13 protein-coding genes and 5 pseudogenes are annotated in these 20,272 nt (G+C 68.5%); 7 read left to right on the top strand and 11 right to left on the bottom strand.

The genetic code is table 11. The features are described 5' to 3' along the window. Positions 1 to 2: 2 nt before the first annotated feature. The 3 genes and pseudogenes from OH809_RS43625 to OH809_RS43615 all read right to left on the bottom strand — a co-directional run. Positions 3 to 1,166: an AAA family ATPase gene (locus OH809_RS43625; RefSeq protein WP_406415216.1), complete on the bottom strand. Its 1,164-nt coding sequence runs from the start codon at positions 1,164 to 1,166 to the stop codon at positions 3 to 5. Then, on the bottom strand, positions 1,163 to 4,186 hold the full coding sequence (locus OH809_RS43620; protein WP_406415218.1) for a TnsA-like heteromeric transposase endonuclease subunit: 3,024 nt from the start codon (positions 4,184 to 4,186) through the stop codon (positions 1,163 to 1,165). The genes OH809_RS43625 and OH809_RS43620 overlap by 4 nt, the downstream gene beginning before the upstream one ends. Positions 4,187 to 4,435: 249 nt before the next feature. Then, a pseudogene (locus OH809_RS43615) lies at positions 4,436 to 4,615 on the bottom strand (relaxase domain-containing protein); the annotation flags it as partial. Between the two features lie 79 nt (positions 4,616 to 4,694). Between OH809_RS43615 and OH809_RS43610 the strand changes: the two are divergent. Beyond that, positions 4,695 to 5,779, top strand: a pseudogene (locus OH809_RS43610) (integrase core domain-containing protein). Between the two features lie 36 nt (positions 5,780 to 5,815). On the opposite strand, the pseudogene OH809_RS43605 reads toward OH809_RS43610, so the two are convergent. Then, positions 5,816 to 6,283, bottom strand: a pseudogene (locus tag OH809_RS43605) (transposase); the annotation flags it as partial. Between the two features lie 44 nt (positions 6,284 to 6,327). Here OH809_RS43605 and OH809_RS43600 point away from each other — a divergent pair. Then, positions 6,328 to 6,636: pseudogene (locus OH809_RS43600) on the top strand (integrase core domain-containing protein); the annotation flags it as partial. A 553-nt stretch (positions 6,637 to 7,189) separates the two neighbouring features. On the opposite strand, the gene OH809_RS43595 reads toward OH809_RS43600, so the two are convergent. Further along, the gene (locus tag OH809_RS43595) at positions 7,190 to 8,578 is read right to left on the bottom strand and encodes an IS1380 family transposase (protein WP_406415220.1); all 1,389 of its coding nucleotides are present in this window, start codon (positions 8,576 to 8,578) and stop codon (positions 7,190 to 7,192) included. Positions 8,579 to 8,802: 224 nt separating this feature from the next. Between OH809_RS43595 and OH809_RS43590 the strand changes: the two genes are divergently transcribed. The 3 genes from OH809_RS43590 (at position 8,803) to OH809_RS43580 (ending at position 10,424) form a co-directional block, all read left to right on the top strand. Then, positions 8,803 to 9,165, top strand: a complete 363-nt coding sequence (locus OH809_RS43590; RefSeq protein WP_406415222.1) for a hypothetical protein — start codon at positions 8,803 to 8,805, stop codon at positions 9,163 to 9,165. A gap of 41 nt (positions 9,166 to 9,206) precedes the next feature. Beyond that, on the top strand, positions 9,207 to 9,596 hold the full coding sequence (locus OH809_RS43585; protein WP_406415223.1) for a hypothetical protein: 390 nt from the start codon (positions 9,207 to 9,209) through the stop codon (positions 9,594 to 9,596). A 342-nt stretch (positions 9,597 to 9,938) separates the two neighbouring features. Continuing rightward, positions 9,939 to 10,424 (top strand): lamin tail domain-containing protein, encoded by a 486-nt coding sequence (locus OH809_RS43580; RefSeq protein WP_406415225.1) that lies wholly within the window; start codon positions 9,939 to 9,941, stop codon positions 10,422 to 10,424. A gap of 526 nt (positions 10,425 to 10,950) precedes the next feature. Here the strand turns inward: OH809_RS43580 and OH809_RS43575 are convergent. Continuing rightward, positions 10,951 to 12,729 (bottom strand): S8 family serine peptidase, encoded by a 1,779-nt coding sequence (locus OH809_RS43575; protein ID WP_406415227.1) that lies wholly within the window; start codon positions 12,727 to 12,729, stop codon positions 10,951 to 10,953. Between the two features lie 193 nt (positions 12,730 to 12,922). Continuing rightward, positions 12,923 to 13,483, bottom strand: coding sequence for a hypothetical protein (locus tag OH809_RS43570; RefSeq protein WP_406415229.1), 561 nt, complete (start codon positions 13,481 to 13,483; stop codon positions 12,923 to 12,925). Positions 13,484 to 13,707: 224 nt separating this feature from the next. Here OH809_RS43570 and OH809_RS43565 point away from each other — a divergent pair, with 224 nt between their 5' ends. Then, positions 13,708 to 14,337 (top strand): hypothetical protein, encoded by a 630-nt coding sequence (locus OH809_RS43565; RefSeq protein WP_406415231.1) that lies wholly within the window; start codon positions 13,708 to 13,710, stop codon positions 14,335 to 14,337. Between the two features lie 321 nt (positions 14,338 to 14,658). Here OH809_RS43565 and ltrA read toward each other — a convergent pair whose 3' ends face one another. The 4 genes and pseudogenes from ltrA to OH809_RS43545 form a co-directional block, all read right to left on the bottom strand. After that, a complete protein-coding gene (gene ltrA / locus OH809_RS43560; RefSeq protein ID WP_406415233.1) occupies positions 14,659 to 16,092 on the bottom strand; it encodes a group II intron reverse transcriptase/maturase in 1,434 nt (477 codons plus the stop codon). Positions 16,093 to 16,696: 604 nt separating this feature from the next. Continuing rightward, a pseudogene (locus OH809_RS43555) lies at positions 16,697 to 16,888 on the bottom strand (transposase domain-containing protein); the annotation flags it as partial. 172 nt (positions 16,889 to 17,060) lie between these two features. Then, on the bottom strand, positions 17,061 to 18,599 hold the full coding sequence (locus tag OH809_RS43550; protein WP_406415235.1) for an ISKra4 family transposase: 1,539 nt from the start codon (positions 18,597 to 18,599) through the stop codon (positions 17,061 to 17,063). Between the two features lie 70 nt (positions 18,600 to 18,669). Then, entirely contained in the window at positions 18,670 to 19,212 is a 543-nt protein-coding gene (locus OH809_RS43545; protein ID WP_406415237.1) for a hypothetical protein, read from the bottom strand. A gap of 115 nt (positions 19,213 to 19,327) precedes the next feature. Between OH809_RS43545 and OH809_RS43540 the strand changes: the two genes are divergently transcribed. Further along, positions 19,328 to 20,005 (top strand): SMI1/KNR4 family protein, encoded by a 678-nt coding sequence (locus OH809_RS43540; protein ID WP_406415239.1) that lies wholly within the window; start codon positions 19,328 to 19,330, stop codon positions 20,003 to 20,005. Positions 20,006 to 20,272: the final 267 nt, after the last annotated feature.

Genomic DNA, 20,272 nt, shown 5'->3' with positions numbered 1-20,272 from the left:
CTTCACGCCACGGTCTTCGTCGTCGTGGTCTTCGACGTCCGTGGCCGGGTGATCTTGGTGGTCATACGCCGAAGGGCGAACTTCTTCGCGAGAGCGTTGCGGGCTCGCTCCGCCGCGGCGTCCAGCTTCACTTGGTCCAGGAGTTCCTCGTCGAGGAGCTCGGCCCCGGTGCGGGCGGCTCGCTGGCAGCCTCGGTTGATGAGCGTCATCAGCGAACCGATGTGGCCGGTGGTGCGGATGTAGAGGTAGTCGGACAGTTCGTCGGCGAGCATGCCGGGGAACTTCCTGGCCAGGACGATCCGCTGTTCCAGTGCCAGGAGGAGGTTCCGCCATTGTGTTCGGTGCCTGTTGTCGTTGACGACAAAGGGATCCATGGTCAGCGGCGTGGTGCGGCGTGCGGACTGGGCGAGGGTGATGTCGCCGCTGGAGTCGGCCTCGGAGTACAGGCCGCGGTTGCCCAGTTCGACCCCGATGAAGATCAGAGTGACGGGGAACTCGTTGGCGATGTACTTGAAGTGGTTGCTGACCTCCTTGCCGTTTTTGTCCTGCCACTTGAGAAAGTGGAGGTCGTCAATGATCAGCAGTTTTGTCTCACATCGAAGGACGCAGTCCAGCGCACGCTGCACGAACAGGGCGGCCGTGCCGCTCGTGCGGCCGGGGTGTGCGTAGAACTCCAGTAGAGACCGGTTGAAGTCCTTCATGCCGATGTTGCTGGTCAGGCCGACGCGGCAGACGGGCCACCGCTCGTGACCGGAGGCGGTGAAGGCGCCAGCCCGCGCGATCTCCTGCCGGTGGTACTTCAGTGCGAAGTCGAGCACCGCGGTGGTCTTGCCCAGTCCTGGAAACGCGTCCACAGCGATGGCCCCTTTGGCCTTGTCGCCGTCCTGCTGGTTGCTGGTGATGATGTCCCACAAGTCCTCGTGCAGTTCCTTGAGTTGAGGCGTTCCGATCGGCCCGAGGTTGGCGTGCCAGACACTCCGGCCGTGCTCGTACTCGAGCCGTGCCGGATCACTCAGGTCGGAGATCTGCTTGGCTGTCAGGAGCTCCGGCTGCCGACGGAGCTCGGCCTCCGCTAGGGCCCGCAGTCCTTCCTTGCGGGAGAGCGTGAGGTTGTCCAGCTGCGGACGCACGTCCTCGGACGGATCGGCGGGGCGGGGCGGCATCATGCGTCTTCCAGGGCGTCGGCGTAGAAGTCCTCGTCGGAATCGGGGCCATCGAGTTCGTCGTCCTCGTCGTCATCACCGGCTACCGGGCCCTCGTACGGCTCGGCCTCGTCCAAGTCCTCCAGGTCGTCCGCGTCGTCGGTGGCGTTGAGGATTCGGGCGACGGACGGAAGCGCTCGCACGTCGTCCGCGACGGTCTCCGGCAGGTCGAAGGCGGACTGCTCGCGGGCCTGGCGCAGCGCGAGGCGCCGCTCTGCCATCGTCAGCCCGAGCCCCAGGTGCCAGCGGTCAAGGAGCTCCGCGACCGCAGTCTCGTCGTCGGGGAACGGGTACTTCTGGCCCGCGAGCTTCCGGGCGATCTCGATGGCCCCCTGACTGATCGGGAACTTCTGTGCCGGGGCGTGCTCCCACTCCAGGGTGTGCCAGCGGCGGGTGTCCGGGCGGCGGAAGTAGATGTAGTTGATGTTGTCAGGGTCGACCTGGATGGGCCACAGGCCCTTGGCCTTGGGGCCGGTGTACGGGCTGGTCTCGCCCCGGTAGCCGTTCAGGCCGTCGCCGTTGTAGCGGCACTTGCGGATCTCGACGCCATAGTGGTGGGTCGGCTTCCACTCGGTTTTCAGGAACTCGAAGCCGAGGTCCGGATCGCGGGGCACCTCGATGTAGCCGGCACGGGCGATGCCGTGCTCGAACATCTTCGCTGGCGAGAGGTTCAGCCCCGGCACGTAGGCATCGACAAGTCCCCTATGCGGCCTGTGGTGGTACGTGCACGCCACCCACTCCCGGATGATCGCCTCCAACTCATGGAGGAAGAAAAACGCCTGGTCCTCCGGCCGCTCGCCGCGCGAGAACAAGTCAGGCCCCTTGTAACCGGGCAGCTCCTCCAGCACCCCCTCGCGCACGGTCTTGAAAAATCGCTCCAGCGGTCCCTTGTCCCGGCCCGTTCGCAGCCGGGCGGGCTGAATGGACAGACCCAGACGCTGGCAGACAGAGGTGATGTGCTCGGAGATGTAGGGCTTGCCGTGGTCGACCACGATTGTCTCCGGCACCAGCGCCGGAGACGCGACACCGCGCGGTGTGCCCTCCTCAGCCTCTTCGCCCTCCTCATCCTCTTCGGGGTTGAGCGCCTTGCGTTCGACGAAGACCGTGCGGGGAATGCCGTGGTCGGGCCACACCGCGTACGCGGGCCAGCCCTTGCCTGCCGGGCGGGGACGAAAGGTCTGGAACATCACCGCCGCGACGTCGATCGACGACGTGGACACCGGGGTCACCCGCAGCCCCGTGATGCACCTGTCGTACCAGTCCATCGCGGCCGTCAGCTCGGCCTGAACCCACTTCATCGTGATCGGGTCCATCGCGAACACGTCGAGACGCGTCGTGTCCAGCAGCAGATACTCACCCGGCCTCGTAGGCCGCAACTTCCCGTACGCGCCCGGCGGCCGGGCGGCGATGTCCCGGTTGCGTTTCGAGCTCAGCCGGAAGGTCGGCAGCCGCCGCTCCAGCTCCTGAAGCCACCGATACGCCGTCGCGCGGCCCGGCAGCTTCACCTCGCCCTCGCCGTAGCGGGCAACGAGGCGCGGGCCGACGGCACGGATCACTTTCCCGCGGGTCGGCTTCGACTCCTTCCCGTGCTCGGCCATGATCTCCAGGGCCATTTCCACCCACCGCGCGTCGGCCCGACCGAGCCCGCCCATGTCGCCGTCGCCGTGATCCGGGCCGCCGTGCACGAGCCCAGCTTCCCGGTCGGTGTGGAAAGCGCGCACCCACCGTTTGATGGTGCGTACGCTAACGCCCAACTCTGTTGCCTTCGCCTCGTATCGCTCCAGTTTGGGCACGGTGGCCGCGTACTGCGGCCGGGGCTCGCCCGCCTCCGGGAGCTCGTCGCTGCCCGACCGGAAGCCGGTCAGCACCTCGTTGATATGGGCGGCCCGTTCCCTGACCTTTTCCAGCTCCTCCTCGCCGAGCTGGGCGAGCAGCACCGAGGCCGTCTCGCGGTCGTCGTCCGATTCTGGACCCGGCTCGGTCGCGATGACCTGGGCCCGGCCGGAGGCGAGCACCTCACGCAGCGACAGCCGGAACCGGCGCCCCGGACCATCCCGCACCAAGACCTCGTTACCGGCCGCCGAGCCGAACATCTCCTCCACCACGACGACTTCGCCGTCGTACCTCAACCTCGAACCCAAGCCGACACGTACAGCAGCTCCGGTCACATGCCCTCCCTTACGAGACCCCCGCACCAGACAAATCTGCTCGCCCTCCGCGCCATCGCGTCCGGAATCCTCGACGGGGCGTGGCAGATCACGCCGACCAGCCCCGACCCCTACGGCCCGGCCCTTGCGCAGCACATGGCGCTCGGACAATGGCTCCGCCATGTCCGTCACGAAGTGCTGACACCACAACAGCCGCAGGACAGCAGCCCGCACCCGCCAGTCCGGGTGCCGGGGGAAAGCACAAAACGCCTCGCCCAGCGTTGCCCCATACAGATCCGTCGCCCGGATCTCCGCGAGCAGGTCCTGGTCGAAGAGCCAGTCGCGGCGATACCCGGCGAGAAAGCGAAGGTTCGCCAACTCCGCCTCCGGTGGCTCGGACCACACCTCGAAATCCCAGCCGCGCGACAGCACAACCTCACGAGCCCAGCCGAGCGCGAAGTTCACCTTCGGCCGGGTGAGCAGGTGCCCCGGCTTGACGTCCACGACCAGGGGCACGTCGTTCTCGCGCAGCACCAGGAAGTCGGGTACGTGCCGGCGTCGACAGCCGTCGACGGTAGTGGTCAGGAGGAACGGCTGGGCGAAGACGGCCGTCACGTCCGGGTCGAAGTCGGCGTAGAGAAGGCGCGTCAGCTCGAGCCGGGACTCGTAGACAACGTGGTCACGCATGGTGGAAGACCAGTGCGTCCCCGAGTAGTGCTTCTGCCCGTACCGCCAGCGGAACGTACGCCACGGAATCGAGGGCTCGAAGACATCGGCGCCCGTCGTCGACCAGACCAGGTCCTCGTCGATCACCCCGTCCGTACGACGGAGACTCATCGAAACTTCGCCCACTACACGCGCCATAGCTCACCCCCAGGCCGCGAGAGCGGGAAGCAGAAATCCCGATCTCGATCAGCTGCGACGTCTCCACGATCAGGTTGGAGATCGCCGCTGCATAGATCAGGACCGGGATCAGCACTACGACGAGCGAACGATCAGACGGGAGTTCGTCTCACCGCGCCGTCCCTTGGGCCAGACAAGGGCCACGGTCAATGAGAAAGGGACACTAGAAATGCGAACCTACACCCACGTCCCCTTGTCGTCCGGCCGCCGGGCGCGGATCGACACCACCGCATGATCGTGGAGCAGGGGCTTCCCGGCTCTGGACTCGTAGTCCCGGAACACCGCGACGATCAGCCCGTCCTTCACCGGGGCGCGATGCTTGCCGCCGCTCCCCCAGCGGATCTCCGCGACCGACTCCTCCAGCCTGTGGGGCTCGTAAAGTCATCGCTGCAGGTGAACAGTGGTGTCCATGGTTGTCGGTGGTGGCTGGGACCCTGTCCGGATGATCGTGTGGCTGTTGTGCCGTGCTGCTCGCACGATGCTGTCCGTACCGGCTGTCCTGCTGCGCCGGGACACTGCCAGGGACGCCGAGTTGTTGGTGCTGAGGCATGAGAACACTGTCCTGCGCCGTCAGTTCAAGGGCCCGGTCCGCTACGAGTCGGCCGACCGGTTCTGGTTCTCCGCGCTGTCCTCGCTGATACCGCGGCGCCGCTGGGCCGGTGTCTTCCCCGTCACCCCCGGCACCGTGCTGGCCTGGCACCGCAAGCTGATCGCCAAGAAGTGGGACTACTCCGCCCGCCGCAGCCGTACCGGCCGACCCCCGACTGTGGCCGCGCTCAGGAAGCTGGTGCTGCGCCTGGCCAGCGAGAATCCCCGGTGGGGGCACCGAAGGATCCAGGGCGAACTGGCCCGGCTGGGCCATCCGATCGCACCGTCCACGGTCTGGGGGATCCTGAACGCCGCGGGCATCGACCCGGCTCCACGCCGGTCGGCCCCAGCTGGCGCGAGTTCCTGACCACCCAAGCCCAAGGGATCATCGCGGCCGACTTCTTCCACGTGGACACCATGCTCAGAGAGCGCCTGTACGCCATGGCGTTCCTGGAACACGGCACCCGTCAACTGCACATCACCGGCGTCACCGCCCGCCCCACCCGGGCCTGGGCGACGCAGCAGGCCCGCAATCTCGCCGACCAACTCGACACGCGCACGGAGTCCCTGCGCTTCGTGCTGCGCGACCGCGACGCCAAGTACGACCAGTCCTTCGACGCCGTCTTCGAAGCCGAGGACATGGAGGTGCTGCTCAGCGCGCCACGGGCGCCTCGGATGAACGCGCACTGCGAGCGGGTGATCGGCACCGTCCGCCGCGAGGCGCTCGACCACCTCTTGCTCATGAATGAGGCCCACGCCCGGCAAGTCCTTGCCGACTTCGAACGGCACTACAACACACATCGACCTCACCGGGCCCGAGATCAACGGCCCCCTCACGCCTCCGGGCAGCCAGCCACCGTCCACGACCTCGACGGCCGCAGACTCCTGCGCACCCACATCCTCGGCAGTGCTATCAACGAGTACCGGTACGCCGCTTGACCTGCGCCGATGACTTTTCGAGCCCCACAACTCGTGCAGCCGCTCGCTGCAGGCAAGTTTGGACGGCTTCGGCCGCCGCGCGGCCAGCTCGGCCTTCCACTGCGCGATCGACGCCCGGTAGGCGAGTTGTCCGCTGCGGGTGGCCGCATTGCGCCGCAGTTCCCGCGAAACAGTGGACGGGTGCCTGCCCAGCCGACGGGCGATCTCCCGGACCCCGGTGTTCTGAGCCTTCAGCACAGCGATCTCCTCGCGCTCTGCAAAGGAGAGATACCTGCCCGACACCGGGCCCAGCTCGATCGACGGCATACCGCCACGTTCCTGGAACCATCGTGAGCCGACCGGCCCCGACACGCCGCACGCGATCGCCGCGTCCTCGCTGGTCAGCCCGTCAGCGATCTTCTTCCAGAAGGCACGCTCCACATCCCGGCGGACCGGCGGCCTGCCCGGAGACCGCATCGCCGGGCGCCCCGTCACCGCCGTCGTCCACCCTGCCGGTCGCCCCATCGGACACCTCCATGATCGAGGTGTTGCGACGACCGGTTGAATCCACCCAATACACATCGTTCAAGCTCGCCGAGCACCTGGACACCGCCGGCATCGCTGCCTCTATCGGCTCGGTCGGCGACGCTTACGACAACGCCCTGATGGAATCGACGATTGGTCTGTACAAAACCGAGTTGATCAAACCCCAGCGGCCCTGGAAGGCGCTCTCCCAGGTCGAGCTGGCCACCGCCGAGTGGGTCGACTGGTACAACCACCGTCGGCTCCACGGTGAGATAGGCCACGTCCCGCCCGTCGAGTACGAGGCCAATCACTACATGGAATCCACGAAACACCAGGTCACAACCACAATCTGAGATCTCTACCGAACCCGGGGCGGTTCAGTGGGAGCTGACGGCGGGGGGCTGTACGCGCCTAGCCATCCGACAGTCTAGCCGGTGGCACGAGTTCGGTTCAGCAGTGCAGAGCAGACCGGCCGCCTGCAGCTGCCGACCACCACCTGCTTTGGCAACGCCTGCACACTCGCTGACCAGCCCACGCCCCCGCAACTGCCCCGGCCCCAGCACACCGTCCGACAAATCCCGTGCGCGCCACGCCTACCGTCGCGCCAGCCACACTGCGCAAAACCAGCGCCGCTGTGCTTCCCCCGAGATCGGGAGGGTCTGACAGCGGGTCATACAGGCGAGGCCGACGGCGGCGAGCGGAATGACCTGCTGGCCAGCAGGAGAAGGAAGAGCTGGCATAGCTGAGCCCGGATCCACCGGCTGATCTTGGGGTGGGTGTTTCGGGGTTGTGCGGGCCGTGTCGGGGTTGAGTCGCGGATTCGGGCATGGGGTGGCCGCTGGTCTGCCCAGCTCTTCCACTTGTCCACAGGTGTCGGGCCCTTTCGGGCAGGTCGGTCGGGGAGCGTCAGGAGGCTGGCAGCCCATGCACCGTGCGGAAGAGCTGGGTGAAGTCCATGCTCCAGGGCCAGCGTTCGGGTAGGTGCAGGGTGAGGCGGCGGGCTGAGCGGGCCAGCCGGGCGGGCACGTTGATCAGGTGGTCACGGATGGTGGCGGTGGTCGCTCTGGCATGGAACGTGCCGGCCAGGGCGCCGGTGGCGCGGGTCAGGTTGTGCGCCAGCGCTGCCAGGGCGAGCCACGCGGCATTGGCCTGGAAATGGCCGGACGGCGCGTGAGCGAAGGCACTGTTCTTGACATCCGCGATCACCTGCTCGACGACAGCGTGCCGACGGTGGTCACGCTCGGCGTCCTTCAAGGAGAGCGGGGAGTCGGTGAACGCGGCGTGGTAGCGCCAGGTATCGAAGAGCGTGCCCTGCCCGGCGGGGACGGTGCCAGTGCCCAGGCGCTTGACGCGGCGCACGAGCAGACGGGCGGTGACCTGCTGTTTCTTCGGCTTGGAAGTGAACGCGGTGTAGGGGACCTCGGCTATCTCGGCGTCCGAGATCCAGCACTGGTCTTCCTCGTCCCAGACCGCCTTGGGGTACTTGATCGGCGTCCAGGCGCCCTCGTCGATGCGGGCGATCGCGGCCTTGACGGAGGCGTTCATCCGCACGGTGACGGAGAAACGCGCGCCCAGTGCCCGGCAGGAGTTGACGACATCGGCGCCGTAGAACGCGGAGTCCGCGCGCATCACCAGCAGGCCACTGGCGCCGCAGGCGCGGGCGGTGCGGATGGTCTCGGCGACGAACGCTGCCGCGCCGCGCGCGGAGTTCGACGGTCCTTTGCGCAGCCTGGTCGCGGCGATCACCGGGGCGGACAGGGGCGTGGAGACGATGCCGAGCAGTGCGTTCAGGCCCTTGACCTTGCTGTATCCGTAGCCGGCGCCCTGCTTGGCGTAGCCGTAGGTGCGGCGGATGGTGTCGTCGATGTCCACGTAGGCGACCTGGTCCGCGCCGGGCAGCAGTGGGGTATGACGGGCCAGTGCGGGCAGGAACCGGCGGGCCACGGCGTGGAGTTGCTTCACATGCCCGTGCGTGAAGGAGCGTAGAAACGATCCCAGCGTGGACGGGGCCCGGACCCCGGCAAACAGGCGGCCCATCGCGCCATGCCGCAGGCGGTCCATGTCATTGATGCTGTCGGCGCCCGCGGCCATGCCACCCACCAGCGACATCAGTTTCGCCGCTGGGAAGGCGCCGGTGCCGTCCTTCGATGCGGGCAGCCTGATGAGCTCGTCGGCCAGAGCTGGCAGACCGCACCGCTCGGCCAGCCGCACCACCGGCTCCAGCCCGCCGTGCGCGATCAGGTTCGGGTCGTCGAACGCGGATGAGACCGCCGCTGCGGCATGGGAAGATTGCATCTCGGAAGTGCCTTGCCGATCGTGCCTGATGTGGTCCTAGAGAAACCCCATCATCGCAGGTCGCAAGGCACTTCTTCGTTTCCGGAAGAACGACCCACAGGCGTCAAGCCGGTGGATCCGGGCTCATTCAGCCCCTGGTGACGGCTTGCGGTCACCGCCCGATCCAGGAAGCGATCATTGAGTACATGCGGACTGGTTCCGATTCAGAGAAGGTCGGCGCCAGCATGGCGTGGTACTTCGCCCGTCCAGGACTCCAGTACGCCTCCATGGAGGATCTCCGGCGAGGAGTGCCCACGGAGGAGAGCGAAGCGGCACTGGAGGCACTGGCCGATCTCCGCGACGACTACCGATCGGCCTGCCTCTCCGCGTTCCTGGCCTGCGAGGGCCCGGAGACGCGCCAGGACCTCTCGCTGGCACTCAGTCTCGACCCGACGGCCTACCCCACCGACCTCCAAGACAGCCATGAGAAGGCCAGGCGCATCATCCTGGCTGACCCCGAGCGAAATCGCTCGCTGCTGGAACGCTGCCCGCACGTGCCACCGCCTGCAGAGGGTCAGCAAGATCCGCCGACCCGTCCGCACGCTTGACAAGGACGATTGGGAATCAGTCACACCTAGCGGTTCTCCAGATGGTGCAGTTAAGGGTGAAGGTCCGGCACGCCGACACCACCGACGCTGCGGTCGTCGGCTACACCGGCCCCCGGAATAGGCCCCGCAACCTCGCCCTGGTGCCCGAAGGAGAGAGCACGCCACGGCTGTCGGCACGGATCGGCCCGGTGCTGTCCGTACGGATCGGTGCCGCACTCGGCGAAGCTGACGTGCTGGGACCAGCCGAGGCGGAGGGCGAGCCCTACACCCGCCTGGACACCAGCCTTGTTGTTGAGGTCCTGGCCGGGGCAGGGCGGCAGGGCGCGGCACCCTCACCATCACACGGATCCACTGATCTACACGGATCCACTAATCACCTCGGGGCAAACGAATTCTGCGAGCAGGCGTTCGGCCCGGCCATCCGTGTCTGAATCACGGGGTTTTGCGGCTGTTACCGATGAGCGTGCTGTTCGATGCGTGACTGACGGGGTGGTACGGCGGGGCGCGCGGGCGAGCTGAACAAGGCTTGTTCCCGGCTGCGGGGCGGATGCGTGCATCCAGCAGCCAATGTCAGGGGCACGCTCGGGTGGGGTCTGCGATCAATACAATCGCGAGTTACGGAAATGTCCGGATTAAGTAACACGAACCGAAGTCGCTGCTGGTGATGACGGAGATACTCCAGGCTATGGGTTCTCGGCCTGAGGGGCCGGGACCCGCACCGCGCAGCATGGCCCCTGACCGGGTCCTGGGCGCCCTTACTTGAGGGGACATCAATGTCTGCTTCTCGTACCGTCCGCCGCATTGCCGCTACCGCTCTGGCGGCCGGTTCCGTCGTCGCCGTGGCGGCGATGCCGGCGTCCGCCGACAGCGACCACGGCCAGGGCCACGGGCACGGCCGCCACCAGTCGTACTCCAACGTCGTCCTCGGCAACGTCCAGTACGACAGCCCCGGCCGTGACGACTGGTCGAACCGGTCCCTGAACCGGGAGTGGGTCGAGGTCACCAACACCGGCCGCCGCGCGGTCGACCTGGACGGATGGACGCTCTCGGACCGCGACGGCAACCGCTACCGCTTCGACGACCTGCGCCTGCCCGGCTACGCCACGGTCCGCGTCCACACCGGGCGCGGCTATGACACCCGCCGGGACGTCTACCAGGGCAGCCGGGACTACATCTGGAGCAACTACGCCGACAAGGCCACCCTGCGCGACGACCACGGCCGCACCGTGGACACCCACTCCTGGGGCTACCGCCGCTGACCCACTTGCCCTTGCCCAGCCACTGACCAAGGGCGCACCTTCCGCCCCCGGGGTGCAACCCTTGTGATCCGGCGTGCCACCACCCACCCAGGGTGGTGGCACGCCGCTCTCGTACGTCAACAGCCTCCGGGTTCTTGCCGCTTGGCACGGTGCACACCCTTAGCTCCTGGAAGGAGCTGAAGGGCCCTGGTCTGAGGGTCCAGGGCCCAGGCGTACGCATCCCGGAATGTGTTCCTGGTCGGTTGGTGGTTTGCTACTCGGTGGCGGCGGCCGGGCTTCTCGGCGCGCCGTTCATCGTGTGCATCCGCCAGGCTCAAGGAGGAGTTCCGGGCCCTGTCGGCCCGTAGCTGCCGAATCTCTTGGCGACGCCCTGCTGCCGGCGCGCCGGGCCCGGTGGCTGAGGGTGCGCACGGTCAGGGTGCGCGACCTGTTCGGCTGATGCGGGCCCGGCCGCCGTCTCTCTCCCCCCACCGCCCGATGGCGGCAGGGCGGCAAGGGGGCGGAGGTCTGTGAATGTGTCGTGCCGTCAGCCCCGCTGGTGCGGACCGGCCGGCGTGTATTGCTCGGCCTGCTGCCAGCTCGCGGGGATGCCGAGCGCGGTGGGGGCGTCCGCGATCCCCGCGCCCAGGCGGGGGTCGGCGCCGGGCAGGGGCCGGCAGGCGGTGCGCACCAGCAGGTACAGCGGGTCGGCGCGGGCCGCGGTCCGCGGCACCGCCTGGGTGCGCAGATGGTCGTGGTGGGCGAGCAGCAGCGCCGCCAGCCCGGTGACGTGGGCGGCGGCGATCGCCGTGCCGTCCACCGCGGCATAGCCGTCACCCAGGCTGGTGGTGATGACCGCCGCGCCGGGCGCGACCAGGTCCACTCCCGGACCGGTGGGGGTGAACGGGGCCGGGTAGGGGCCGGGCCACGGCGGCTGCACCCAGGTGAGCGGGCTGCTCACGGGATAGGTGCCGGTGTGCGCGATCGCCCCCACCGCCAGCACCCCCGGCAGGGTAGCCAGCTGAGTGAGGGGGCCGGCGGTGTCTCCCGCCGGGGCGATGACCGTGGTGCCGGCGGCGTGCGCATCGGCGAGTTTCCAGGCGGCCAGCTGGGACTGTACGGGATAGGCGAGGCTGATCTGGGCGATGTCGATGTCGTGGGTGATGCAGTAGTCGACCGCCTCGAGCAGGTCGCTGAGGTGCCCGCCGGGGAACAGCTTCAGCGCATGCACCTCGGCCTCCGCCGCGATCCCGGCGATGCCTGCGTTGTTGTCCGCCGCGGCGATGATGCCGGCGCACCACGTGCCGTGCCCGGTCACATCGAGGCCCCAGGTGCCGTTGCCGGCGCCGGTGAAGTCGTGCCCGTGCTGGACGGTGTCCTTCAAATCGGGGTGGGCGGTGTTCACCCCCGAATCGAGCAGCGCGATCTTGATGCCGTGGCCGCGGTAGGTCGGCGGGATCTGGTTGAGCCGCATTGCCTGTGTGCCCCAGCCGGTGAGCGCCTTGCCGGGGAAGCCCTCGAAGGTGTCCGACAGGGCCTGCACCGTAACTACCGCCTCGCCGTTGTCGGCGGGTTGGGGGGTGCCGGTGCGGGCCGGCCAGTAGTCGGCCACCGGGCGGACGTAGAGCGCCTGGAGCGTTTCGGGGGTGTCTGCGGCCAGGGTCATGGTGACGCGTCCGTCCGGGCTGGTGACTCCGTGGACCGGGCCGCCGGTGCCGATGGCCCACACGTGCGCGCCGGCCACCGCGTCCCCGTCACTGCCCACCACCCGCAGGGTGAGATGTTCGGGCTCCTCCAGGGTGACCGCCAGCATCGGGTCCAGTACCGGCACCGGGCCGGCACCCACCGGCGGGGTGGGGGTGTAGGACAGCGGCTGGTCGATCTCCACGACCACCTGCGGGTTCCCGGCCAGGGCGCGGGCCCGCTCCTGGGGCATCTTCACGACCGCGACCGGGGGGCAGGCCGGATGCGGCTCCGCGATCGCCCCCAACCCGCGGGAACGGGACGGCCGCACCTGCGCCACGGGTTCCACATCGGGGTCCTCCTCCAGCAGCTTGAACAGCGCCGAGGCCTCAATCGGCGGCACCCCACCGGCAAGCAGCCCCGACGGCCGGGGCGCCACCAGATAGCGGCCCCACCCCGCCCGCACACCCCGACCCTGGTACCCCAGCGCCTGCGCCTCCCCGCTCATCCGTCCGGCCGGTTCACCTGCCCCGCCCGCAGCCGCCGCCGGCTGCCCGGCCTCACCCGCCGTGCCCTGCGCACGCGGGGTCTTCCCGCCCTTGCCGTTGCCCGGCTTCACACCGTTGCCGCCCTGCTCACGCATTCAGCCAACCGCCATCTCAACGTAAAGCATCGTCGTACGCCCTGGATCTTCAGTGGCTGGCCGGGAAGCGGGCGTCCATGAGCTCCCCGGCCAGCGGCCCGCCGCGCCTTTGCCTCGCCCCGCCGCGGCATCCGGCCAGGTAGGCCCGCCTCCCCACACGGGAGGGAGAACGAGCGCTACCCGGGCGGGTGTCTCACATGCCCAGAGGCGACAGCTGCCCGTACTGCGGCTGCTGCCCGAACATCCCCTGGCCCGGGAACTGTCCCTGGCCAGGGAACTGGCCGAACTGGCCCTGCGGCTGCATGCCCGGGAACTGGCCGAACTGCTGCTGGCCCTGCTGGCCCTGCTGGCCCTGCTGGCCCTGCTGGCCCTGCTGGCTCTGCTGCACCAGCGTCAGGATCGCAATAGGCAGCGCCTGCTGCACGGACTGCTCCACAGCGCTGCGCACGCCCTGCTGCAGGGTGTGGTGCAGCGCGACAGCCAGGTACGGGTGCGCGTGGTGCTGGGGAATGCCCTGCTGCTGCAGCTGCTGCTGGACCTGCTGCAGCTGCTGCAGCGTCTGCTGCACGCGCTGCGCCACCTGCTGGCTCGCCTGCTGGCAAGCCTGCTGGATCGACTGCTGGACCACCTGCGCGATCTGCTGCTGCGGCTGGCCGATCTGGCCCCAGGGCTGCTGCTGGCCGAACAGCTGCTGCTGGTTGTACGGCTGCTGGGTGTGCGGCTGGCTGATCTGCTGGGGGGTGTAGACGGACATGCGGAACTCCTCCTTGAGCCTGGCGGATGCACACGATGAACGGCGCGCCGAGAAGCCCGGCCGCCGCCACCGAGCAGCAAACCACCAATCGACCAAGAACACATTCCGGGACATACCGCCAAGCGGGGAGCCACGTCCCGGTCGCGTTGACGATCGCCGCAGTCACGGCATCCGCTCTGCTCACAGACGTGTCGACAGCAGGCCGCCGGGCGCAGGCTGGAACCATGAGCGTGGCCCCCTCCCGAGGCGCTCATGGTGCACTGCTGCCGTTGCTCGCGCCGATGCTCGCGGTGATCGGCCCGCCGCCCAGGCCGGAGACCGAGGCTGAGTACGCCTACGAAACGCTCTTCAACGGTGCCCGGGTCATCGCCCATCTGCCCGGGGACGGAAGCCTGCGGCTTCTGTCCCAGGCCGGGATGGACGTCACCGCCCAGTACCCCGAACTCAAGGCGCTGTCCGGCCTGCTGCCCGGACCACAGGCGGTCCTCGACGGAGAGATCATCACCCTCGACGGCGTGGGGCGGCCGTCGGTGGAGCGGTTGCAGCAACGGATGAGCCTGCACCACCCCGAGGCGGTCACCCACGCCCTCGAAGACCTGCCCGTCCGGCTGATGCTCTACCTCGGCGAACCGACCGTGCAGCTTCCCTACACCGCCCGCCGCGACCTCCTCGACGACCTCGCCCTGACTGGTCCCGGCATCACGGTGCCCGCGGCCTGGCCTGCACTCGCCGCCCAGGCCATGGAACAGGGCTTCGACGGCGTCGTCGCCAAACGCCTCACCAGCCCCTACCTGCCCGGCCGTCGCACCCGCGACTGGATCAAGATCAAGCACCTGGGGGCGTCGGGGAAGTAGCCCACGGGGTTTGTCCGGCCCCATGACGCCGGTGGTGGATGGTCAGGTCGCGTCCCGGGCCCGGCGGCGCGAGGCCGCCGGGCCCGGGATAGTGAAGAAACCGCCGGCCGCACCAGGGCCAGTCCTTCCAGCCCGGCCACCAGCTTGCCCCACACCCCCCGGTAGGAGCAGTCCTCGAACAGGGCCAGGTGAAAGTCGGTCCAGGGCGCGGTTTCGGTCTTGCGACCGGCCCGTCTCCCTGGACCGCTTCCCGAACCCGCCGTGCGGCTCACACCGCAACGGGCTCTCCACAGGTCCCGCTCAGGGCTCACTTGTTGAGCGTCATCCCGTGGCCGTCCAGGGGTTCGGGATCGCTGTGCCCCGGTACTGGTAGCGGGTTGTGCCTACCTTCTCGGGGTTGAACAGCGCTCTGTCGTCTCCGGTTGGCCATCCTCTGTGGTCGCAGAAGCGCCGGTAGAGGTCCTTCCAGGTGATACGGCGGTGTTTGCGGCGCAACCACCGGATGACCTGTTCCCGCGCGTAGTGCGCCAGGTATCCGAAGGTCGCGCTGGACACGCCGGGTTGGAAGAAGGCGCACCAGCCCCGCAGCATCTGGTTGAGCCGGATGAGCAGGGTGTCGAGCGGCTGGCTCGTGTCCATCTCCCGGCACCACGTCTTGACCTTGGCCATCACGGCCTTGAGGGCCTTGCGTGAGGGGTAGGTATAGACGTAGCACCGGTCGGTGCCCCGTTTGCGGTGGCGCTGGATGTGCCACCCGAGGAAGTCCAACCCGTCGTCGATATGGGTGACCAGGGTCTTCTCCTGTGAGAGACGCAGGCCCATCCTGGTGGACAGGACTTCTGCGATCTCCTCCCGCAGCGCCTCCGCGTCGGCCCTGGTGCCCGAGACCATCAGGCACCAGTCGTCGGCGAAACGGACCAACCGGTGGTTCGGCTGCCCGTGACGGCGGCGCTTTGCGCGCTCCACCTGGCTGGACGCGGGACCTCCCGGGCCCTGGGCGATGTGCTCGTCCAGGACCGACAGGGCCACGTTGCTGAGGAGCGGCGACAAGATCGAACCCTGAGGGGTTCCGGCGTTGTTCTCCCGCAGCACGCGGTCCTCGCCGAGGATGCCCGCCTTGAGGAACGCCTTCACCAGTGCCAGGACGCGGTTGTCCCCGACTCGTCTGCGCACCCGGTCCATAAGGGCTGGATGCGAGATTTCGTCGAAGCATGCCTTGATGTCTCCCTCGACGATCCACTCGTATGAGCGGGAGGAGAGGTAGCGCACCTCGGCCACCGCGTCATGGACCCGGCGCATCGGGCGGAACCCGTAGGAACACGGGAGGAAATCCGCCTCGAACACCGGCTCCAGCACCAGCTTCAAGGATGCCTGGACCACCCGGTCCCGGATGGTTGCGATCCCCAGACGGCGCGGCTTGCCGTTCGCCTTGGGAATCATCCTCTCCCGGACCGGCTGGGGTCGGAAGCTGCGGTCCTTCAAAGAGGCCCGCAGCCCGTCGAGGAACTCCTCGACGCCCACTTCCCTGATGACCGACACCGCTGTGCGGCCGTCCACCCCGGCGGTCCTGGCACCCTTGTTGCCCTGTACCCGGTCCCACGCGACCAGGAGGAACGCGGGGTCAGCGACAAGGTTGTAAAGATCATCAAACCTGCGATGCGGATCATCACGAGCCCAGCGGTGCAGCTTGGTCCGGATCCCCAGTACCCGGATCTCCGCCCCGAACAGGGCAGACTCCAGCTCGTCGGTGTTCACCGGCGACAACCTCCCAGCCTTCCAGCCCTTCAGCCACTGACCTGCTGTCCCCCTTCGCCATGTACGCACCTCTCGTGCGCTCGGACTACTACGAGGACTCCGCCCCATCCCACGGCCCCCAGTCGGCAACGGACCTGCCCACTTCCCAGGCTGGCTGCCGGGGCCGCGGGCGACCGCGGATGGTTCCAACGTTCCCTACGCCTCGATCGGCCAAGTAGACGTCCAGCTCTACCCCGGCAGCCTCGCCATGCCTACGCCGCAGACCTTCGGCATGGCCTCCCCACCGACCTCGCTCCTCGGCTTCGGAGTTGACCGACGCCCACGGCGTCGGTCACGCACTGCTGACCGGCCCAGATCCGCCAGGTTCGAGCCGGCACTTCGCTTACGGGGCTTCAACCACTGATTCGCTTCCGCTACACCTCTTGGCCTCGCTCGCCGAACCCGGCCGTCTGGCAGTGCCGGTCCGTCCCGGCTTTGTCAGGGCTGCTTCCCGCCCTCCCCGGCGATCCCCGGGTCAGACTGCCCTCAGCTTCGATCAGGCCGCTGCGACGGCCTAACGGCAGGGTCCTTTCACCCCCGCTCGAACACGTAGAACCTCGTTGCGCACTGCGAGGACGAAGTAGACCACCACCCGCGACGGCAGCAGCCGCAGCCGGCGCTCCCGCGTCCCGGTCTCCTCCAGCACCGCGTCCACCAGCGCGAAGTCCACGACCTGCGTCAGCTCGCCCACGTGCCCGGGCGCGTACACACCCCCGGCCACCTCGATCGTTCGCGTGATGACAGACTTCTCCCGCAACGGGACTCCCGATGATCGCCTTGCCTCAGCAACAAGTTGATCTATCAGGACGTCCCGTTGCGTCATTCACCAGGGCTTGACCTGCCGCTCAAGACTCAAACGCAACGGTGTTGGAGTTGATGTCCTCGGTCGATCACCGTTGGGTGCGGTTCGTTTCGAGGGACGATGCTGATCAGGCGGTGAGGTTGTAGTTCTCCTGGCCGGGGGCGGGGTAGAGGCGTTCGTGCTCGTGGGCACTGTGGAAGCGCCAGTAGGCGTCGAGGTCGCCGTTGGCGACGAGGGTGCGGAGTCGGAGGACGGCTTCGGCTCCGGGCAGGCCCCAGCGGGCACCGGTAATGTCGAGGCGGTCGGCGATCAGGTGGCGGCAGGCACCCTCGACCGCGCCCGTGGCTATCGGCCACCCGTTGGCGAGAGCGGTGTCGTAGCGGAGCTGGTCGAGGTGGCCGGTCAGGTAGCGGTGGCAGGCGTCGACGGTCTCGCGCCGGGTGGCCGGCAGTCCTTCCCGGTCGGCATCGGCGGTCATCTCGGCGGCGGTGCGGGCCACGTGGCCTGCGAGGATCGCGGTCAGGTGGTCGGCTGCCCAGGCTTCGGCCTCGGTGGTGCCGGGCTTGTGGAAGGCGTGGGCGGCGGCCCAGACGTACTCGGCGACGTGCACGAAGTCCAGCAGGACGTGCACCGTGACGTCGCGTCGGGCGGTCTCGGCGGTGATCAGGTCGAGTTGGTGGCGAGCGCCGTCGACCAGGACGATCCACGGCCGCAGATGCTTCGGGTCGCGGGCGTCGGCCTGGTCGAAAGCGTCGGCGATGACCTGCTCGGGCGGGCGGACCAGGGAGGCGGTGCACCACTTGCTCTCCGCCCTCGGCCCCGGACGGACGGGACGTTCGCCGCTGCGGCCGCCGGGCGGGTGGATCACGTCGTGGGGGCGTCTGGGGGCCGGGCGGGTGTCGAAGACGCAGGCCACGGTCGCCATCCGCTTGCGGTTCGGTTTCTCGCCCGGCGCGAGCCAGCCGCGATGCCCGCCCGCGGCAGCGGCTTTCACGGCGGCCCGGCGGGTGGCCTCGCGCAGAGCCTCGGGGCGCATGACCACGCCCTTGCCGTCGACCTGGAGGACCAGCGGCATCTGTCGGCTGCACGGAACGGGGATCTGGGCCCGGTAGAACGCGTCGACGTCGATGGCCGCGGCGATCACGAGCTCTTCCAGCCGCCGCTTGCCGAGCACCTTCCCGCAGCGGCGCGTCACCGCATCGTGGGCCTGGTCGAACGAGCCGCGCACGGCCTCTGTGACCGCGAGCCGGCGCAGGCCCAGCGAGTGGCGGCCCGCGGGCAGCGACAGCTCCTCGTCGGCGGGGTGGACGTTGCCCACGCCGGGGCCCCGGTGCGCGACCCGGGTGAAGCGGACCAGCCCGAACAGGCTGGCCAGCCAGCGCGCGTGGCCCGTCTCCCGCCATGGCCGCACCCGTCCCTCCGGCCCCACCACGACCAGGCCGGCACCGGCGCGGACCTGTTCCTCCTCCCGCAGGGCGCGCAGGTCCAGGTGGTCCTGCAGCAGCTGCCGTAACAGCTCCCGCCCGGCCGCGTCGAGGTGTTCCTCCAGCTCAGCGTGGGTCCACGCGCTCGCCTGGTCACCCGACAGGGTGCCCATCAGCGTCTCGAAGGCGTTGACCGAGCAGGCAAAGGGGTCAGCGGTGGCATGAGTGTCGTACTGTTCCATCTCCGGGGCTCTTCTCGTCCTGCATCCGACACGGTTGGCACCTTCGAATGTAGGCGGAAGAGCCCTTCTGTTAAAGGGAGTTGGACGTGACAGCCGTCCGGCGGCGGGCCGGGGTGAACAGTCCCGGGGCGTCCTCGTCCAGCCAGCCCCGTTCCACCAGCCGCTTCAGTTTCGACCGCGTGCCCTCGATCTTCCCGACCTCGGCCGCAAGCCCGATCCTGGGGACGATCTGCTTGGCCCGGACCGGACCCGGCGCATCCGCCACCACCTCCACGATGTCCCGATACACCCCGGGCAGGACGTCCGCCCCCATGCCGGGCTGCCACTTCGGCACCGTCAGCACCCCGATCACCTGCCGCTCGGCCCCCGCATACGCCGACACCACCCGCTCGCCGGGAGGCGACTCCCGGGCATCGACCGTTGCCGCAGGCATCTCCGGCGTCATCTCGGCGAGCACTTCCGCGACCGTCTCCCGCGCGATCCGCAGCCGCCCTAGGCCCTCCCGAGCCAGCTCCAACTTGCCGGACACCGCAGCGAGTTCAGCCTCCAGCTCCTCCACCCGGGCCCGGGTAGCCGCCTCGCGGGCCTCCAACTCCTCGAACAATGAACCCATCAGCAATCCTCCTCCACCATCACGGTAGGGATGAACAGCCGCGAACACAGCCCAGATGGAGCTTGGATGTCGGCGGCAGGGACTAATGTCCGTGCCTGCCGTCGATAGGAGAGCCGTGAACACGCACATGGACTGGTCGGAAGTCCGCGAACGCGTCATCGCTGTGGAGGAGGCCGAGCGTCGAGCCCACGGCCGTGCACCGTCTCGATACCCGACGTTCGAACCTGTCCTGACTCCCGCCGAGATCGCCGAGGTCGAAGCACAGTTCGGTGTCACGCTCCCCGACGAGTACCGCACGTTTCTGGCAGAGGTCGGGGCCGGCGGCCCCGGACCGGCACTCCAACTCACGTCGTTGCGCCGAATCGACGGGAAGTGGGGCTGGCTCTGGGACAACGTCCCAGACCATCCCTGGCTGCTTGACCCCAGCGGGCCGTTCGTCGAGACGGAAGACTGGGCTGACCAGCAGATGGCAACCCTTCGCGCCGCCGGGCACGAACCCACCACCCGAGACGAAGACGACGACTATCTGGACGACTACCGCAAGGTCTTCGGCGACGCCGGCGACGAACTCTGGCACCTGGAACGCGGCCGAGGTGCGATCCACATCAGCGACAACGGATGCGGGATGACCGGCTGGCTCATCGTCGTCGGCCCACACCGCGGGGAACTCCGCGACCGGGACTGCGCGGTCAACCCGCCCTTCGAGCCGTACGTCGATGCAAAGGGAATCCGCCACACCTTCCGCACCTGGTACCTCGAGTGGCTTGAGCAACGCGAGAGGGCAGCTCGGTGATCAAGAGCTGGTGACCCTGGCCCGCCCCACGCACAGCGGCCTACTCAACCCTTCCCTTCAAAGGAACTGCACCCTTCTCAGCTTCATGCGCAAACTGGCCTCCAGTGGTTCCAGGCGGTAGCAAGAACGCTCCCGCGCATGAGTAGCCGACCACACCGGTCGGCTCCGGTGAGCCTGGCGTCCCCCTGACCTCACGGTCAAGAGATCCGACATCTCCAATTCCCCTTTAGACAAACGGAATTGACGACTTGCACCTTGCACGACAGA

It is taken from the genome of Streptomyces sp. NBC_00873 (genome assembly GCF_045207415.1).
Classification (GTDB): domain Bacteria; phylum Actinomycetota; class Actinomycetes; order Streptomycetales; family Streptomycetaceae; genus Streptomyces.
Note: the sequence above shows the minus strand (reverse complement) of the source record. Positions and strands in the feature narration are given on the sequence as shown.

Bases quoted from the DNA above. Each gene is read 5' to 3' on its own strand.
- OH809_RS43625 (WP_406415216.1), bottom strand. From the start codon at position 1,166: ATGATGCCGCCCCGCCCCGCCGATCCGTCCGAGGACGTGCGTCCGCAG.
- OH809_RS43620 (WP_406415218.1), bottom strand. From the start codon at position 4,186: ATGAGTCTCCGTCGTACGGACGGGGTGATCGACGAGGACCTGGTCTGG.
- OH809_RS43595 (WP_406415220.1), bottom strand. From the start codon at position 8,578: ATGCAATCTTCCCATGCCGCAGCGGCGGTCTCATCCGCGTTCGACGAC.
- OH809_RS43590 (WP_406415222.1), top strand. From the start codon at position 8,803: ATGGCGTGGTACTTCGCCCGTCCAGGACTCCAGTACGCCTCCATGGAG.
- OH809_RS43585 (WP_406415223.1), top strand. From the start codon at position 9,207: ATGGTGCAGTTAAGGGTGAAGGTCCGGCACGCCGACACCACCGACGCT.
- OH809_RS43580 (WP_406415225.1), top strand. From the start codon at position 9,939: ATGTCTGCTTCTCGTACCGTCCGCCGCATTGCCGCTACCGCTCTGGCG.
- OH809_RS43575 (WP_406415227.1), bottom strand. From the start codon at position 12,729: ATGCGTGAGCAGGGCGGCAACGGTGTGAAGCCGGGCAACGGCAAGGGC.
- OH809_RS43570 (WP_406415229.1), bottom strand. From the start codon at position 13,483: ATGTCCGTCTACACCCCCCAGCAGATCAGCCAGCCGCACACCCAGCAG.
- OH809_RS43565 (WP_406415231.1), top strand. From the start codon at position 13,708: ATGAGCGTGGCCCCCTCCCGAGGCGCTCATGGTGCACTGCTGCCGTTG.
- OH809_RS43550 (WP_406415235.1), bottom strand. From the start codon at position 18,599: ATGGAACAGTACGACACTCATGCCACCGCTGACCCCTTTGCCTGCTCG.
- OH809_RS43545 (WP_406415237.1), bottom strand. From the start codon at position 19,212: ATGGGTTCATTGTTCGAGGAGTTGGAGGCCCGCGAGGCGGCTACCCGG.